The organism is Rathayibacter sp. AY1A2 (assembly GCF_002930935.1).
Lineage (GTDB): Bacteria > Actinomycetota > Actinomycetes > Actinomycetales > Microbacteriaceae > Rathayibacter.
The window spans coordinates 1-12,995 of record NZ_PSTP01000021.1; the positions used below are offsets into that span (position 1 = coordinate 1).

Genomic DNA, 12,995 nt, shown 5'->3' on the forward strand with positions numbered 1-12,995 from the left:
GTGACAGACGGTGACTCTCAGGGGTTCTATCGTCTCGCCGTAGCAATGCGGCGTGCATCGGTCTACTGATCGGCGTTCGGGTGACCGCTCAACGATCCCTGTACGGGACGACGAACGGGCGGGCGCCCCTTAAAATCAGCGCTCGTGCGGTTTCGCCCGAATATCCAGCTCCGTTTCGGCATACTCCTGCCCGCAGCTCTGATCTGCGTGCCGGCAGCGACAGTATGGAAGCCCGGCCTCGCGCTGGACGAGCAGCTGGTCTTCATCGTCATCTTCGCGGTCGTCATATCGCTCGCTGCGCGGTGGGTTGTTTTCAGCGGTGTCAGCCTGCGAGAGAACGACCTCACCGTCCACGGGGTCTGGTGGTCCCGACGCGTCCCTCGCGACCAGACCATCCGAGTGCGCCAAAAAGCCGGCTTGATGGTCCTGCATTGGCGCGACCGTCACGGCCGCATCCGGCACACACCGATGATCGCCTTCACATCCGCATCCAACGATCCCTCATGGGCCGCAAGTCACAACACTCACGTAGCTCGAGCGGTCAACGACTGGATTGCCGGCGGAGACGGGCGCGGCGCGGGTCGCAGAGTCAAGGACAACTAGAACCCTGCGTGCCGGTGAACCATGGTTCAGCGGGCTGCTGAGCCGGCGGGTGCTGCTCTCTGCCGCGCTGTGCGTCGCGGCCGAGAGCAGGGCGACACCGGCGGCCCCCCGCCGGTCTGTCGCGTGCGGCGTCAGCGAAGTCCCCACTTCTCGACCGCACCGCCACAGTAGAGCCCCCGGCGCGTTGCCCGAGCGTCAGTCGAGCTGGACGCTGCTGCGCAGCTCACCGCCGCTCCACGTCTCAAGAACCCACCGATCAGGTCGGGGCGGTGCGTCCGCCATGGCCCGTGCCGCTTCCCAGGCCCGCTCCGCGCAGCCGTAGACCCCACTGACTACCGACGTTTCGGCCCAGAAGGCGCTCCGCAGAAGTACGTAGTGCTCGCCGTCGATACTGATACTCACGCCACGGATCCTCGCCGATCGCAGGACGCCGCAGTGGCCCTGGCATGAAGCGCTGCGACGATGGCGCGGGGCCAGCCAGCGGATCGCGCAGCGGGGCGGCTTAGACCTCCTGCCGGGTCGGTTTAGAGTCGATCCGCGATTCACTCGTTCTTCCCCTCCGGCCGTGACGGACATCGCATCGTCTGACCAGTGCTGCCGATCCCGAAGGAGTGTCGATTGACGCGCCGACCTCTTGAGGGCAGGCCGCGGGTCCTCCTCCTGCCGCTCCTCGTCGTCGTCGTGGGGCTGATCGTCAATGCCTATGCGCTGACCCACAGTTCCCGAACCGGCAGCACGTGGCTGGCGATGATCGGCGGAATCATCGGGGCGATGGCGATCATCGCAGTGGGCGGATCGGTCGTCTCTCGACGGACTGTGCAACGCGAGAGCGAGATCCTCCGCAGGCGTCCGGGATCATTGCTCGTTCCCATCGTGACCAAGACGTCCCTCGCTGTTGCGGCTCGCGACCTCGGGATTCGGAGCCGGATCATCCCAGGGGTTTCCGCGACGATGGCCATCGATCAGAGCTCGACGGTCCGCTTCTTCATGGGTGCCTCTCGTCCTCGCGCCGTGATTGTCCTGCGGAGAGAGCGCGTTATGGCGGTTCGGCCTGGTCTGCTGCAGGACGGGGCCCGGATCTACCGCGTGATCGAGCTCGTTGCTCAGGGGCCGACTGGAGAGGTCGTCGTACCCATGATCGTCATCAGGCGGGGCGACCTTCTCAGCCGAGCGCTGCCTGAGCTTGCAGTCGAGAACCTCGTGGAGGACGTGCGAAAGATCCTCTTCGACTAGAGCCCGATTTCCCAACGGGCCTGGTGCCGGCGGACCCTTCCGTATGGGGATCCCCTTTCGGGACGCGCGTGGTGGGTAGCGTCCGCCCTACTCTGACGGGATGGAACTGCGGACCGCGAAGACCCTCGGCATCCTCGCGATGGTGATCGGCACCCCAGTCGCCCTCCTCACCCACACGATCGGCTGGATCCAGACCGGCTGGGACCCGGCCGCCGTGCAGTGCCAGCACAGCGAGTACCCCGACGGGATCGACCTCTACTCCAGCCGCGTGTCGGGCGAGAAGATCCTCTACCCGCTCGGCCTGTCCTGCACCTACGCAGCCAGCGAGACCTCACCAGGCATCACCATCCGTCACTACAGGTGGGACGCCACCGCCCTCTTCACCGCAGCCGCCGCACTCGCTCTCGCGGGAACCGTCGTCGCGCTCAGAGCCGAACGCAAGCAGGAGCTCATCACCGAGTCGAAGGAAGAACGAGCGACGACATAGCGCAGCGCCCCCTCTGCCGGTCAACGATCCCGTAACTGGACGTTCCTGGCTCCAGGAGCGACAGTGACGTCACCCTCGATCTAGCGCCGGTTGCACGACGCTGATGAGAGCCAGCACGATCACCACGGCGGCGGTGACTGTTGCTGCCATGAGTGCTTGGCGAGCGGGCGAGTCGAAAAGCCCCGGCGCTTCGTCCGGCTCTAGGTCAGCGGAGTGAGCGCCCTTGGACGCAGCGGCGCGGATGGAACGGCCCTCCTGTTGCCCTTCGCGCACGCTCCTCTCAGGAGGAAGCTGGTGACGCAAGCTCGGGTAAGCCGTTGCCATGATCATGAGTGGAACGAGGACGACGAGAACGAGTGGTTCGTCCCACAAGTCGGGCCACGTGTTCAGCAACACGATCGCGACGACGACGAGCAGTAGCGCATAGGCGGATGCGTAACGCAACACCCGCGAACTGATGGACACGTGCTCAGTATGACGGCACGGCACGACCACCAGCCGACCCTATTACTGGTTAACAACCGCGGCCGAGAGGAGGGTCGCCAGACAGCAGGTGAGAAGCCTAACGATTCGATGTGGACCTGGCGCGCTCAGGAAGCAGATTCTCGGCGCAAGAGAATCTCCTGCAGGTCATGGATGCTTTGTAAGTCCGGGGCACGCCTCACCGTGTTCATGTAGGTAGCGATTACCGCGAGCGGCGCCGTAATGACGAGCAAGCCGACGGAAATCGGGGTAAGAGCCTGCGTGGAGGGGCCCCCGAAGAAAAGATTGCCCAGCAGCAGGCCTCCCGCGAGACCGGCCGCCAGACCGAAGTCAAAACTGGCCCGCGCTCGTCGACGCACTCGACGGCACACTGCCGTGATCATCTCTTCCAACTCCGCGCTCGATCGGTCATTCAGGTCCACGCGCGGAGAATACCCGCCTGAGACCTAGCGCGCTTGCCACTCGCCAGCCAGATCCTGGCATCGCTGAGCTGACGCCGCACGCGACAGCCCGGCGGGGGGCGGTGTCGCCCTGCTCTCGGCCGCGACGCACAGCGCGACTGAGATCAACACCCGCCGGCAGCGGCCCATTGAACGATCTCCATAAGGGTCGAGGCGGTGTCGGGTGGGAGACTCTGCGGTAGTTTCACGACCGAGGGTGGTCATGGTGGAAGTGCTCAAGGGCTCGAGCCTGCTCGCGTCGGGTGTTGTGATCGCCGTGATCTGCTCGCTGTTGCAGTTTCAGGCCGGCGTTCGTGCAGATTTGAATCAGACAGGGGGCCAGCTCAGCCCAGTCCTGCTCGTGGGAATTCTGATCGGATTTGTCGTCTCAGCCGTCGGCGCGATTCAGCTGTTCCAGTGCTACGAACGGTGGGTCACCGCTTCCGCTAGCCGCCGTGCGAAGCCTGCGGACCTGGTTCCTCGGCGTAGGTGAGGTAGCACCGCACGACCGCGTGTCCCCCGCCACATGCGCACCGCTGGGTGCTACGTGAGACGCTGGGTGCTATGTGAGACGCTGACTGCTATGGGAATTCTTGCGAGTGTGTTTGGTGCTGGTTCCGATGAAGAGGCGGGCGCGGCGCTGTCGGGATCGGACGGTCTCGTCTGCGACATAGATCCGACCGGACTCTGGGAGCTCGAAGGCATCCTGACCTCGACACCAGCGCTCGAGGTTCCCGCGGCGCAGTACCAGCCGGTTGCGGCGACCGATGACTACGAGAGCTTCGTCATCGCAGTCAGCACCGGCCTGGGTGGCGCGCTAGACGCCGCAGGTGAGACGGGTCGTGCCGCCGCAGCGCGGCAGTGGGAGGATGCGTCGTCCGAGCTCGAGGGATGGTCACCCGAGCAGGTGCACCGCCTCGTCGAGGATCTCGCTTCGACACTCGCCTCAATCGCCGCGGCCGGTCAGCGCCCCTACCTGCGGGTGAGTGTCTGATCTGTGAACTGAGCTGAGTCAAGAAGTTACTCCGCTGGGACATCAACTAGATGAGGTGGAAGGTGCGGCGTCGGCTCAGTGCCCAGACGAGCGCGCCCGCGAGGAGCACCGCGCAGGTCAGCCCGGCGACGTGCAGGACGAGCGACGGCATTCCGTTCTCGGGGAGCAGGAAACCGTACGGCACCCACCCGTCGGTTGCGCCGCGGACGAGCACGACGACGACCCAGACGATCGGGTAGGGCAGGACCACCCACAGCCGGCGCCAGGAGAGCGGTCCGCGGTCGGCGACGACGATCCAGTCGAGGAGGACGAGCGCGGGGAGCACCACGTGCAGGACGGCGCTGACCCAGGGCGGAGCCGTTCCGGTACCGGGAACGAGGGTGTTGTAGATCACGGCGACGACGATCGAGTAGGCCGTCGCCGCGCCGCGGACGTAGCTCAGCCACACCGGCGTCGGACGGCGGGCGAGCGCGACCGATCCGGCGACGATGAGCACCGCGCTCGCGAGGAGGCTGGTCTGGTTCGTGAAGTAGCCGAAGTAGTCGAACGGATTCGGATCGCCGGCCGCGATGCTCAAGGCGTAGGTGTGGAGGATCACCGCGATCGCCGCTGCACCGACGGCGACGCGAGCAGCGCCCACGAACGGGCGGGTCGGTGCCGGGGAACTCATCGGGTCAGCCTAAGAGCCGGTGGGCTTCTTGATGACCCGCGACAGACACTCCCCTTTCGGAACGGCGCTGCGCATTTCAGGCCGAGACGCGACCATGAGGCAACGCTAGGGCAGGCAGGGACCGCAGCGTGCACATTCAAGGCCGCGACAATGCTCAGGTGGCAGCTTGAACCAGGAGCTGGGCAGCCATGCCAGTGAGGACGATGAGCCCGACGCCCGTCCACGGGATCCACGCGCTGACCCCGCGCGGCCCGACTTTGAAGAGGAACGCCGCGATCACAGCCACGGAGACGCCGAGGGCGCCGAAGAAGCCGACCGCCATGCCCGCATCAGCCAGTCCGCGGTCGCAGGGCCTCGCGCTTGCGCACGAGTCCGTCGCGAAGCCCATTAGGACGCTGCTCACCATCGTCCACAAAGCGGCAGGTAGGAGCACGACGACACCGAGGCCGACCGCCCACCGGTTCGCTCGGTCGCTGGCGTCGTCCACGCCGGTCACCGTACGCCCTCCGAACCGACGTCGTCATTGCCCGTTCATCGGCCGGTCGACACTGTCCCTCTTCGGGTAGTCATGCCGTTTCGGGTAGTCATGCCGTGGTGGATAGGCTCGCGGCAGCCGGTCATTGGCTTCCTGTGAGGAGAGAGCTGTGCGCCCTGCCAGAGTGCTTGTCCTAGCCCTGAGCGCTGTGTGCGTCGCGGGAGCCGGCGCAGCGGTGATCGCCGGCCTCACATCCTCGTCGTCGCAGAACGAGGCGATCGCGACGGCACTGATCCCAGACCTCGAGCACCGGAACGCTCAGAGCCTGGTCGAAGGATCGCCGCAGCTCACCGGCCTCGGCGTCCCGGAATCGACCTCGACGCCGGGGCGGCTTGCGGTGATCATGGAGGATGACGCCCGGCTGCGCGTTCAGCGAGACCGCTACCTCGAGCTCGGTGAGTCCTTCACGGCGTTCGAGACCGACGTGTCGCTGGACTCGGTGCAGATCACGGGCGACTCGGCCACGGTGACGTTCACCGAGAGCACGACCCTTCAGCGGAGCCCGTACGAGACCGGAGAAGCTGCTCCGGAGTACGCCTACTCCTTCCCGCAGGAGGCGACCCTGCGCCTACACGCGGGCACCTGGTCAGTCGACACCCTCACCCACGAGACGGCGCACACCCCGGCAGACTTCCCGGAAACCGTCGCACCGGACATCTCCCCCGCCAGCTGACACGGCATCACTCCCCAGGAGCATCGCCCGGACCTGACCGGTGAACGCTCGAGACGCGGAGTGGCGGTGAGCTGCGCAGCAGCATCCAGCTCGGATGACGCTCGGGCAGTGCGCGGGTGGCTCCTCTGGGGCGGTGCGGTCGAGGAGTGGGGACTTCGCTGACGCCGCACGCGACAGACCGGCGGGGGGGGGCCGCCGGTGTCGCCCTGCTCTCGGCCGCGACCCGTAACGCGGCCGAGAGCAGCACCCGCCGGCTCACCGGCCCGATGAACGATCCCCATTCGGGATGGGCGGGTCACCGGGGTTGATCCGCCCCTCCGAGCCGCGGAAGCACGCCCTCTACGCGCGTGTCCCGTCAAGCAGTCTTATGTGCTCCTCCTCGCTGGCCCTCCGCCAGCCGTAGGGCGCGACAACCAGGTACGTCACGCCGCCCTCCTCAACTCGGAGTCGTCCGCCGGAAAGCCCACCGGTCCCCACCTCTTCATCGATCCACACGAGCAGCTGCGAAGTCCAGTCCGCAGCATCTCGCGGGGTGGCATAGATCCAGGGCTGATCATTTCCCGACGACGGCAACGCGATCCTGATCCGAGCCGTGTGACCGCCGACCTGCACAAGCCGAAAGTCGAGCAGACCAGCGACCAGCCGCACGTCATCGATCCGGTAGTCGTACTCCGAAACCGGATGACGCCGCCGCATCCCGACAGCCTCGAGCGCTGCGGCAAGCTCGGCGTCCAGCAACATGCGCTGATCCTCCCAGACGCCCGGCCAGCGATCCTCTTACGGGACGTAACGCCTTCCGTGGGATGGCTCAGTCGGCAGATGCCGCGACTGTCGGCGGTTCGAGGCCGAGTCCTTCGCAGAAGGGGCCGGTGGGCTGGCCCGCTCTGTTCGGGAAGACGCCGAGCCTGGTGTCCGCGAGGACGCAGACCGTCGGGTTGGGTACGTCGATGGGTCCGCTTCCCGGGTAGGGCTCGTCGGGGACGGCGCTCCAGCTCGCTTCGCATCGTTCGAGGGCGGCGGCGACCCGCTCCGACAGTGGAAGCAGCTCGAATGTGTTGCGGTCATCGTCCACGAGGCTGCTCGTGCCGTGGTCCGCGCGGACGTCGGCGACGGAGTAGCAGTCGAAGCTCGTGTTCGCTTCGTCATTGCTGGCCTGCGTGACGGCAATCGCGGCGGCGCTGGTGCCGGTCGCGACGACGGCCGCGAGGCCGAGACCGACGAGGCGGCGGCGCTTGGTGGAGCGGTGGCGGGCAGCGATGTCGGTGAGGATGGTGGCGCGCATCCTGGTGAGCTGTTCCGTGGTCGGGCCGAGGTCGTGGGTCATCAGTTCTCCCTTTCAAAGGGGCGCAGGGTGGTGCGGAGTGAGGCCCGGAGCCTGCTGAGCCGGTTACGGATGGAACCGTGGGTGGAGCCGAGTGCTTTCGCGGCGTCGGCGTAGCTGCTGCCCTGCTCGATGCACAGGTAGTACAACGCTTGATCGGTGTCGGAGAGCTCGGAGACGGCTTCCTTGATCGCCGCGGCGAGCTGGCGCCTCGCGACTTCCTCGTCAGGGGTGCCGCGTCGATCCGGGTGCAGGGACAGGTCCGCGTCCTCGGTGCGGTTCCGTGCACGGGTCTTGGTTCGGATGAGGTTGAGGGCGGTGAACCGTGCGGTGGTAAGCAGCCACGGGAGGGCGGATGTGTCTACGATCGCGACGTCGTTGATCCGCGTCCACGTGGTGAGGAATACGTCTTGCACGACGTCTTCGGCGTCGGCGGGCGCGCGGACGATACTGAGGGCATAGCGGTAGGTCGTCGCCGCGTGCCGGTCGTAGAGCCGGCCGAACGCCGCCCGGTCGCCTCGGCGCGCGCCGTCCATCAGGGCGGCGTCATCGGTGCGCGCCGCAGCGTCTCGCGCGAGTGCTGCTGCTTCTGGTGGCGTGCTCATGCTCAGTGGTGTCCGATCCGAGCCGATCGTCTCAGACGAGATCCGCTTCGCAACTGTCCGGTCAACCATCCCCATACGGGACGCGCCCCGCACCTGCGTAACCGGCGACCAGCCCCCAGGACCTAGCCTCTGCCTATGCCTTCGCAGACATTCGATCGTGACGACCGCCGGCATCTAGCTCACGCGCTGCAGGCCGGCATGACGCACGGCAACATGAACACTTATCAGGAAACGTTCAACCTCAACACAACTGGCAATCTGCCTACTCGCAGCGCCGCGATCATCAGGCACATCTTCGAAAACGAAGCAGACACCGATCGGTACGTTCTGGATCTGCTCAACGCGCTCTACGTCGATCATCCTGCCTCCGAGTTCCGGATGGACTCTGACGCCTACCGCACTCTCGAAACCAGAGTGCTGAACCGCCACGGTGTCACGCGGACGTCTCAGGGGTACGTCCTGCCCGACCAGGGACAGCCGACAGCCGCAGCTCCCGCGTCCGCTGCTGAACCGGCGCCGCCCGCCACCCTTCCCCTCCCACCTCGGCCAACCGCTCCAACTGACCTCGATGCTCGCAAACGCGTAGCGGTGATCTACGGGCAGGATCAGAGGGCGCGGACGGCGATGTTCACCTTCTTGCGAGCGCTGCACCTGGTGCCGTTGGAGTTCGAGACGATCGTCAACGACTCAGGAGAGGGCAGCCCCTTCACCGGGGCCGCGATCGACTTGGCGTTCACTCGGGCTCAGGCCATCGTCGCGCTCATCACGCCTGACGAATGGGCGGCGCTTCACCCAGACCTCGGCGTGTCGATCCGACGACTTCAAGCTCGACCCAACGTGATCTTCGAAGCCGGGCTTGCTTTCGGTCGTGTTCCGAGCCGGACCATCATCGTCACCTACGGGGACAGTGATCTGTGGAGCGATATCGACGGTCGACACCGCGTGGCGATGGACAACTCCCCTGAGCGCCGACAGGCGCTTCGGGATCGACTGCAACAAGCAGGATGCCTCATCACCCACGTCAGCTCGGACTACCTGTCCGCCTCAGGTGGCGGAGATTTCTCCGACTTCGCACGTTTGAGGTGACGGTCGGCGCCGACCGCGTCGCCACGGCATTGCGGCTGGGGTGGGCCGAGCCTGCGCTTGCAGTCAACCAGCCGGGGTCGCGTCCGGATAGTGCGCTCAGGAGAGGTCGGCCGCGCCGTCTCCAATGAAGCGAACGACGGCCGTTTCTTGCATGTCCTGGGGCTGCCAGAACAGGTAGTACGCCTGATCTCGGCCCCGCACTCGGACAGTGACAACGAAGGCGTTTGCTGGGCGGATGAGCTTGTTGCGCAGACGCCAGTGCCCCGGATCGGCGGGGTCATCTCGTTCGAGGAGGTCAAAAATCTCATCGAACGCGTCCGCGAGGTCGGGATCCTGCGCATCGTATAGGGCGAACTGCGCTGTTACTCGCGGGTCCATCTTGAGGTGCATTCACTCATCCTACACCCGTTTGCCCCATTACCCCAGCTCCCACTTGCGGCGCGACGGTTTAGGGGTAAACTGGCACGCACAAGACGGTCCCAGAGCGGACCACACAGACACAGACACAGACACAAGAACTGAAAAGTAGGCGACCATGAGCACCCTCATCCAGGTCGACGGAAGGAAGCGCGTGAGCCTCGGCAAGCTTGCGCAGCACGGCCAGTACCTCGTGACCGAGGAGCCCGGTGGGCGCCTCGTTCTTGAGCCGGCTGTTGTCCTGACCGTCGCTGAACAAAACTTCCTCAACGACCCCAGGCTCGTTGCGGCCCTTCAGGAGACCGCAGATACGAGTACGGCAACCGATGGGCGGCCCGCGCGCCGTCACAACGCATCTAGGGCAGCCTGATCGCGATGCCAAAAGGCCGGAGTCCGCTCGGGCTCCGGCCTTCCTCGCCTAAGGCGCAAGCCAAAGCCAAAACACCTGCTCAGCGCGCGTCGAGGGTCGCTACCGTAGCTGCATGAGCGACGAGCCTGATGGAACTGACGCACCTGAAACGCTGACCGGATCGACGTCGAGCACGAGGGGTCCTCGTTCGGAGTCTCCGAAGCAGCGTTACCTCGACCAGCTCATTGCTGAGGACTACGACAGCATGGGCGAAGGCGCGCGCCGAGAGATGCTCGAGGACTGACCTCGGATCTCGTGCCTGCGCGTCGCGGGGTACCGTCGTAGCCAGCAATGTCCGCGGTCGAACCTAGGGTGGGAAAGTGAAACTGCTGCCCGGCGACTCCGCGGAACTGCGCAAGGCGCGGGGCGCGTTCTTCACGCCGCCTGCGATTGCTGAACACCTGGCCGAGTGGGCCATCCGTGGGGATGCGGGCGCGAGTGTCCTCGATCCCACCTGCGGCGAAGCGGTGTTCCTCATCGCCGCAGGCCAGGAGTTGAAGCGCCTCGGGCAGACCGCCGGCGACCTCGACAGCCAGCTCTTCGGCGTTGATCTTCACGAAGCGTCCCTCGTTGAAGCGATGACGCTACTGGAGGACGAGGGGCTGGACGGGACGCTGATCGCGTCTGATTTCTTTGCCGTGCAGACCCCAGACATGCTCGGCGCGACCGTCCCGTTCGTTGACGCGGTGATCGGAAACCCGCCGTTCGTGCGCTACCAGGAGCACGTGGGCGTGTCCCGGCGCCTGTCGGCGGAGGCGGCTCTGCGAGGCGGCGTCCGCCTCAGCGGCCTCGCGTCCTCATGGGCGGCGAGCCTGGTGCACTCGGCCGGGTTCTTAAAGCCCGATGGACGGCTGGCGATGGTTCTGCCGGCGGAGCTGCTGACGGTCGGATACGCCGAACCGATCCGCGCGTGGCTGCGGAGCCGATTCGAGCGCGTGAGCCTTGTGCTCTTCGAACGACTTCAGTTCGAGGGTGCACTGGCCGACGTCGTGCTCCTGCTGGCCGAGGGTCGCGGTGGTTGCGACTCGTTCTCGCTGTATCACGTCGACTCCGCCGACGACCTCGCTCAGCTCCGCCCGTACACGCACACGAACGTCACCCCGCCGACGTCGGGTAAGTGGACTGACATCCTCATCCCCAAGAAGCAGCGGGGCCTGTACCGCGAGGTCATCGGCAGCCACTTCTCCGCACTCGGTGACTACGGGCGCGTCGAGTTGGGTGCCGTCACCGGCGGCAACTCGTTCTTCGCACTGACTGAGGCGACGCGGCTTGAATACGGGCTCGCGGAGAGCCAGCTCGTCAAGATCAGCCCACCCGGAACTCGCCACTTCCACTCGTCCGTGTTCACCGCGAAGCACTGGCAGGAGCTGCGCGAGCGCGGTGAGCGCGTGTGGCTCTTCCGGCCCGCGCCCACCGACGACTCCGATGCGCGCCGCGCGTACACCGCCTACGGCGAATCCCTGCACGTCAACGAGGCGTACAAGTGCCAGATCCGATCGCCGTGGTGGCGTCCTCCGGTCGCGGCTCCGCCGGACCTCTTCTTCACCTACATGAGCCACAACTACCCGCGGCTGATCACGAACACGGCGAAGGTCGGGTTCCTGAACTCCATGCACGGCATTCGGCTCCACGCTGACGCTTCGGCGGACGCCGCGGCCGCGCTGCCCCTGCTGTGCTTGAACTCCGCGACCATGCTCGGCGCGGAAATCAACGGCCGCTCCTACGGCGGCGGCATCCTGAAAATGGAGCCGCGCGAAGCAACCAGTCTCCCCGTCCCCAACGCGAGCGTCCTGGCCGCCGCATGGGCGGAACTGAAACCGATGAAGTCGAAACTGGAGAAGCAGCTCGCCGCCGGTGAGTGGACCGAAGTCGCGAAGCGCGTCGACGCCGCAGTGTTGGGTACCGGCGTCGGACTGGCCGAGGCCGAGATCGCGGAACTCCTCGAAGCAGCACGGCAGCTTCGATCCCGCCGACTCAACCGAGGAGAGTGACCCCATCGCGGACATCGATTCCCCCGAAGACCTCGACGCGCCAGGAGATGTGGCTGACGCGCGGCGCGCATCCCGGGACCCTGCTGATCAAGCGCGAGTCGAGGCCCTGGTCGGGAATCCCGCCCAGAAGCTCCTCCTCCTCAAGGAGCGGATTCAGGACGAGCACATTCGCGAGTTCAGTCGCGTCGAGGTCGACTTCCTCGACCTGCTGTGGTCGATCGACACCTACCGGCGCGAACACGTCATCCCCCGCACCCCGCGAGCGGTCGGAGCCGCCGTCGACAAGGACGAAACCGGCGAAGGCCTCTACCGCAGCAAAGGCAACTGGTTCTCCGAAATCATGGCCCTGATCCTCGGCAACAAGACCACCAGCGTCCTCGCGTCCAGGAGCAAGATCGCCGGCTTCTCGCAGAACCACCAGATCGACATCGCCTGGCCCGACCGCGACACAGCAGTTTTACGCGATCCCCTCATCTGCTGTGAAGCGAAGCTCACCGGAGCACCTGGAGTGAAGGGCGGCAAGCCCCGCGGTGGTCTCGCCGACTGGACCAACCGGCGCAAAGAACTGAAGTTCCAGGCAACGGACCTGAAACTTGCTCGGCACAGCACCAGCATCCACAACTGGAACGCGTGGAGGAAGAAAGCCGATCCTCGGGTATACACCCTGTGGGCCGCGCGACTCGAAAGCGTCACCGGTAACCATGATGAGGCGAAGCAGTACGCCCGCATGGTGAAAGAAGCACAGATCTTGACCGCCACCTACTCCGATGGAGTGGGTATCTACGCATTCAAACCCGACGACCTCAACCAGCGGTACGTTCCGGTGACAGTTTCGACCGATGCCGCTGCCCGGGTTACGACCTTGGATGAAGTACTGGATGAAATTGCGGGGGAAATCAAAGAACGGATGGAGGAGCACGGCAACCGTGTCCCACCTCCCCGCCCGTCACAGCCTCCTCTCGCCATCGACATCTCAGACGACGACTCCGACCAACTTCCGTCGTCCTGACTGGTGTCGGGGGAGCGTGAGGGGGTCGCCCCTCACGGG

The 12,995-nt window shown here is 65.8% G+C and carries 20 protein-coding genes; 11 read left to right on the forward strand and 9 right to left on the reverse strand.

Features of this window, described 5'->3' with window-relative positions; all coding sequences use genetic code 11:
• Window positions 1-144: 144 nt before the first annotated feature.
• Window positions 145-603, forward strand: coding sequence for a hypothetical protein (locus C5B93_RS16985; RefSeq protein ID WP_146078499.1), 459 nt, complete (start codon window positions 145-147; stop codon window positions 601-603).
• A 195-nt stretch (window positions 604-798) separates the two neighbouring features.
• On the opposite strand, the gene C5B93_RS14250 is transcribed toward C5B93_RS16985, so the two are convergent.
• On the reverse strand, window positions 799-1,005 hold the full coding sequence (locus C5B93_RS14250) for a hypothetical protein (RefSeq protein ID WP_104248267.1): 207 nt from the start codon (window positions 1,003-1,005) through the stop codon (window positions 799-801).
• Window positions 1,006-1,221: 216 nt separating this feature from the next.
• On the opposite strand from C5B93_RS14250, the gene C5B93_RS14255 reads away from it, so the two are divergent.
• Together C5B93_RS14255 and C5B93_RS14260 are read left to right on the forward strand one after the other, a co-directional pair.
• A complete protein-coding gene (locus C5B93_RS14255) occupies window positions 1,222-1,836 on the forward strand; it encodes a hypothetical protein (protein WP_104292755.1) in 615 nt (204 codons plus the stop codon).
• A gap of 100 nt (window positions 1,837-1,936) precedes the next feature.
• On the forward strand, window positions 1,937-2,323 hold the full coding sequence (locus tag C5B93_RS14260; RefSeq protein WP_104250056.1) for a hypothetical protein: 387 nt from the start codon (window positions 1,937-1,939) through the stop codon (window positions 2,321-2,323).
• Between the two features lie 69 nt (window positions 2,324-2,392).
• Here C5B93_RS14260 and C5B93_RS14265 read toward each other — a convergent pair whose 3' ends face one another.
• Window positions 2,393-2,788 (reverse strand): hypothetical protein, encoded by a 396-nt coding sequence (locus tag C5B93_RS14265; RefSeq protein ID WP_104250057.1) that lies wholly within the window; start codon window positions 2,786-2,788, stop codon window positions 2,393-2,395.
• Window positions 2,789-2,913: 125 nt separating this feature from the next.
• A complete protein-coding gene (locus tag C5B93_RS14270) occupies window positions 2,914-3,228 on the reverse strand; it encodes a hypothetical protein (protein WP_146076581.1) in 315 nt (104 codons plus the stop codon).
• A 241-nt stretch (window positions 3,229-3,469) separates the two neighbouring features.
• Here C5B93_RS14270 and C5B93_RS14275 point away from each other — a divergent pair, with 241 nt between their 5' ends.
• Both C5B93_RS14275 and C5B93_RS14280 read left to right on the forward strand, forming a co-directional pair.
• Complete coding sequence (locus C5B93_RS14275; RefSeq protein ID WP_104248173.1) at window positions 3,470-3,739, forward strand: hypothetical protein; 270 nt, start codon at window positions 3,470-3,472, stop codon at window positions 3,737-3,739.
• Between the two features lie 90 nt (window positions 3,740-3,829).
• A complete protein-coding gene (locus tag C5B93_RS14280; protein WP_104248174.1) occupies window positions 3,830-4,240 on the forward strand; it encodes a hypothetical protein in 411 nt (136 codons plus the stop codon).
• Window positions 4,241-4,286: 46 nt separating this feature from the next.
• Here C5B93_RS14280 and C5B93_RS14285 read toward each other — a convergent pair whose 3' ends face one another.
• Window positions 4,287-4,910 (reverse strand): Pr6Pr family membrane protein, encoded by a 624-nt coding sequence (locus C5B93_RS14285; RefSeq protein ID WP_104292757.1) that lies wholly within the window; start codon window positions 4,908-4,910, stop codon window positions 4,287-4,289.
• A gap of 154 nt (window positions 4,911-5,064) precedes the next feature.
• The gene (locus C5B93_RS14290; protein ID WP_146078500.1) at window positions 5,065-5,397 is read right to left on the reverse strand and encodes a hypothetical protein; all 333 of its coding nucleotides are present in this window, start codon (window positions 5,395-5,397) and stop codon (window positions 5,065-5,067) included.
• Window positions 5,398-5,620: 223 nt separating this feature from the next.
• On the opposite strand from C5B93_RS14290, the gene C5B93_RS14295 reads away from it, so the two are divergent.
• Window positions 5,621-6,118, forward strand: a complete 498-nt coding sequence (locus C5B93_RS14295; RefSeq protein WP_146078501.1) for a hypothetical protein — start codon at window positions 5,621-5,623, stop codon at window positions 6,116-6,118.
• A 339-nt stretch (window positions 6,119-6,457) separates the two neighbouring features.
• Here C5B93_RS14295 and C5B93_RS14300 read toward each other — a convergent pair whose 3' ends face one another.
• The 3 genes from C5B93_RS14300 to C5B93_RS14310 all read right to left on the reverse strand — a co-directional run bounded on the left by C5B93_RS14300 (window position 6,458) and on the right by C5B93_RS14310 (window position 8,113).
• Complete coding sequence (locus C5B93_RS14300) at window positions 6,458-6,859, reverse strand: hypothetical protein (protein WP_104223337.1); 402 nt, start codon at window positions 6,857-6,859, stop codon at window positions 6,458-6,460.
• Between the two features lie 67 nt (window positions 6,860-6,926).
• Window positions 6,927-7,442: a hypothetical protein gene (locus C5B93_RS14305; protein ID WP_104263426.1), complete on the reverse strand. Its 516-nt coding sequence runs from the start codon at window positions 7,440-7,442 to the stop codon at window positions 6,927-6,929.
• Window positions 7,442-8,113 carry an RNA polymerase sigma factor gene (locus C5B93_RS14310; RefSeq protein ID WP_181065556.1) on the reverse strand — a complete coding sequence of 224 codons (672 nt, stop codon included), beginning with the start codon at window positions 8,111-8,113 and terminating at the stop codon, window positions 7,442-7,444. The genes C5B93_RS14305 and C5B93_RS14310 overlap by 1 nt, the downstream gene beginning before the upstream one ends.
• 66 nt (window positions 8,114-8,179) lie before the next feature.
• Here C5B93_RS14310 and C5B93_RS14315 point away from each other — a divergent pair, with 66 nt between their 5' ends.
• Window positions 8,180-9,130 (forward strand): TIR domain-containing protein, encoded by a 951-nt coding sequence (locus C5B93_RS14315; RefSeq protein WP_104263459.1) that lies wholly within the window; start codon window positions 8,180-8,182, stop codon window positions 9,128-9,130.
• A gap of 96 nt (window positions 9,131-9,226) precedes the next feature.
• On the opposite strand, the gene C5B93_RS14320 is transcribed toward C5B93_RS14315, so the two are convergent.
• Complete coding sequence (locus tag C5B93_RS14320) at window positions 9,227-9,520, reverse strand: hypothetical protein (RefSeq protein ID WP_104263428.1); 294 nt, start codon at window positions 9,518-9,520, stop codon at window positions 9,227-9,229.
• Between the two features lie 145 nt (window positions 9,521-9,665).
• Between C5B93_RS14320 and C5B93_RS14325 the strand changes: the two genes are divergently transcribed.
• From C5B93_RS14325 to C5B93_RS14335, 4 genes are all read left to right on the forward strand, one after another.
• Window positions 9,666-9,917, forward strand: coding sequence for a hypothetical protein (locus C5B93_RS14325; RefSeq protein WP_104263429.1), 252 nt, complete (start codon window positions 9,666-9,668; stop codon window positions 9,915-9,917).
• A 112-nt stretch (window positions 9,918-10,029) separates the two neighbouring features.
• On the forward strand, window positions 10,030-10,200 hold the full coding sequence (locus C5B93_RS17340) for a hypothetical protein (RefSeq protein ID WP_181065555.1): 171 nt from the start codon (window positions 10,030-10,032) through the stop codon (window positions 10,198-10,200).
• A 76-nt stretch (window positions 10,201-10,276) separates the two neighbouring features.
• Window positions 10,277-11,947, forward strand: a complete 1,671-nt coding sequence (locus C5B93_RS14330) for an N-6 DNA methylase (protein ID WP_104263430.1) — start codon at window positions 10,277-10,279, stop codon at window positions 11,945-11,947.
• 49 nt (window positions 11,948-11,996) lie between these two features.
• On the forward strand, window positions 11,997-12,956 hold the full coding sequence (locus C5B93_RS14335; RefSeq protein WP_104263431.1) for a hypothetical protein: 960 nt from the start codon (window positions 11,997-11,999) through the stop codon (window positions 12,954-12,956).
• Window positions 12,957-12,995 lie beyond the last annotated feature (39 nt).

Bases quoted from the DNA above. Each gene is read 5' to 3' on its own strand.
- C5B93_RS14275 (WP_104248173.1), top strand. From the start codon at position 3,470: ATGGTGGAAGTGCTCAAGGGCTCGAGCCTGCTCGCGTCGGGTGTTGTG.
- C5B93_RS14285 (WP_104292757.1), bottom strand. From the start codon at position 4,910: ATGAGTTCCCCGGCACCGACCCGCCCGTTCGTGGGCGCTGCTCGCGTC.
- C5B93_RS14310 (WP_181065556.1), bottom strand. From the start codon at position 8,113: ATGGTTGACCGGACAGTTGCGAAGCGGATCTCGTCTGAGACGATCGGC.
- C5B93_RS14315 (WP_104263459.1), top strand. From the start codon at position 8,180: ATGCCTTCGCAGACATTCGATCGTGACGACCGCCGGCATCTAGCTCAC.
- C5B93_RS14260 (WP_104250056.1), top strand. From the start codon at position 1,937: ATGGAACTGCGGACCGCGAAGACCCTCGGCATCCTCGCGATGGTGATC.
- C5B93_RS14305 (WP_104263426.1), bottom strand. From the start codon at position 7,442: ATGACCCACGACCTCGGCCCGACCACGGAACAGCTCACCAGGATGCGC.
- C5B93_RS14320 (WP_104263428.1), bottom strand. From the start codon at position 9,520: ATGCACCTCAAGATGGACCCGCGAGTAACAGCGCAGTTCGCCCTATAC.
- C5B93_RS14325 (WP_104263429.1), top strand. From the start codon at position 9,666: ATGAGCACCCTCATCCAGGTCGACGGAAGGAAGCGCGTGAGCCTCGGC.
- C5B93_RS14280 (WP_104248174.1), top strand. From the start codon at position 3,830: ATGGGAATTCTTGCGAGTGTGTTTGGTGCTGGTTCCGATGAAGAGGCG.
- C5B93_RS17340 (WP_181065555.1), top strand. From the start codon at position 10,030: ATGAGCGACGAGCCTGATGGAACTGACGCACCTGAAACGCTGACCGGA.
- C5B93_RS14300 (WP_104223337.1), bottom strand. From the start codon at position 6,859: ATGTTGCTGGACGCCGAGCTTGCCGCAGCGCTCGAGGCTGTCGGGATG.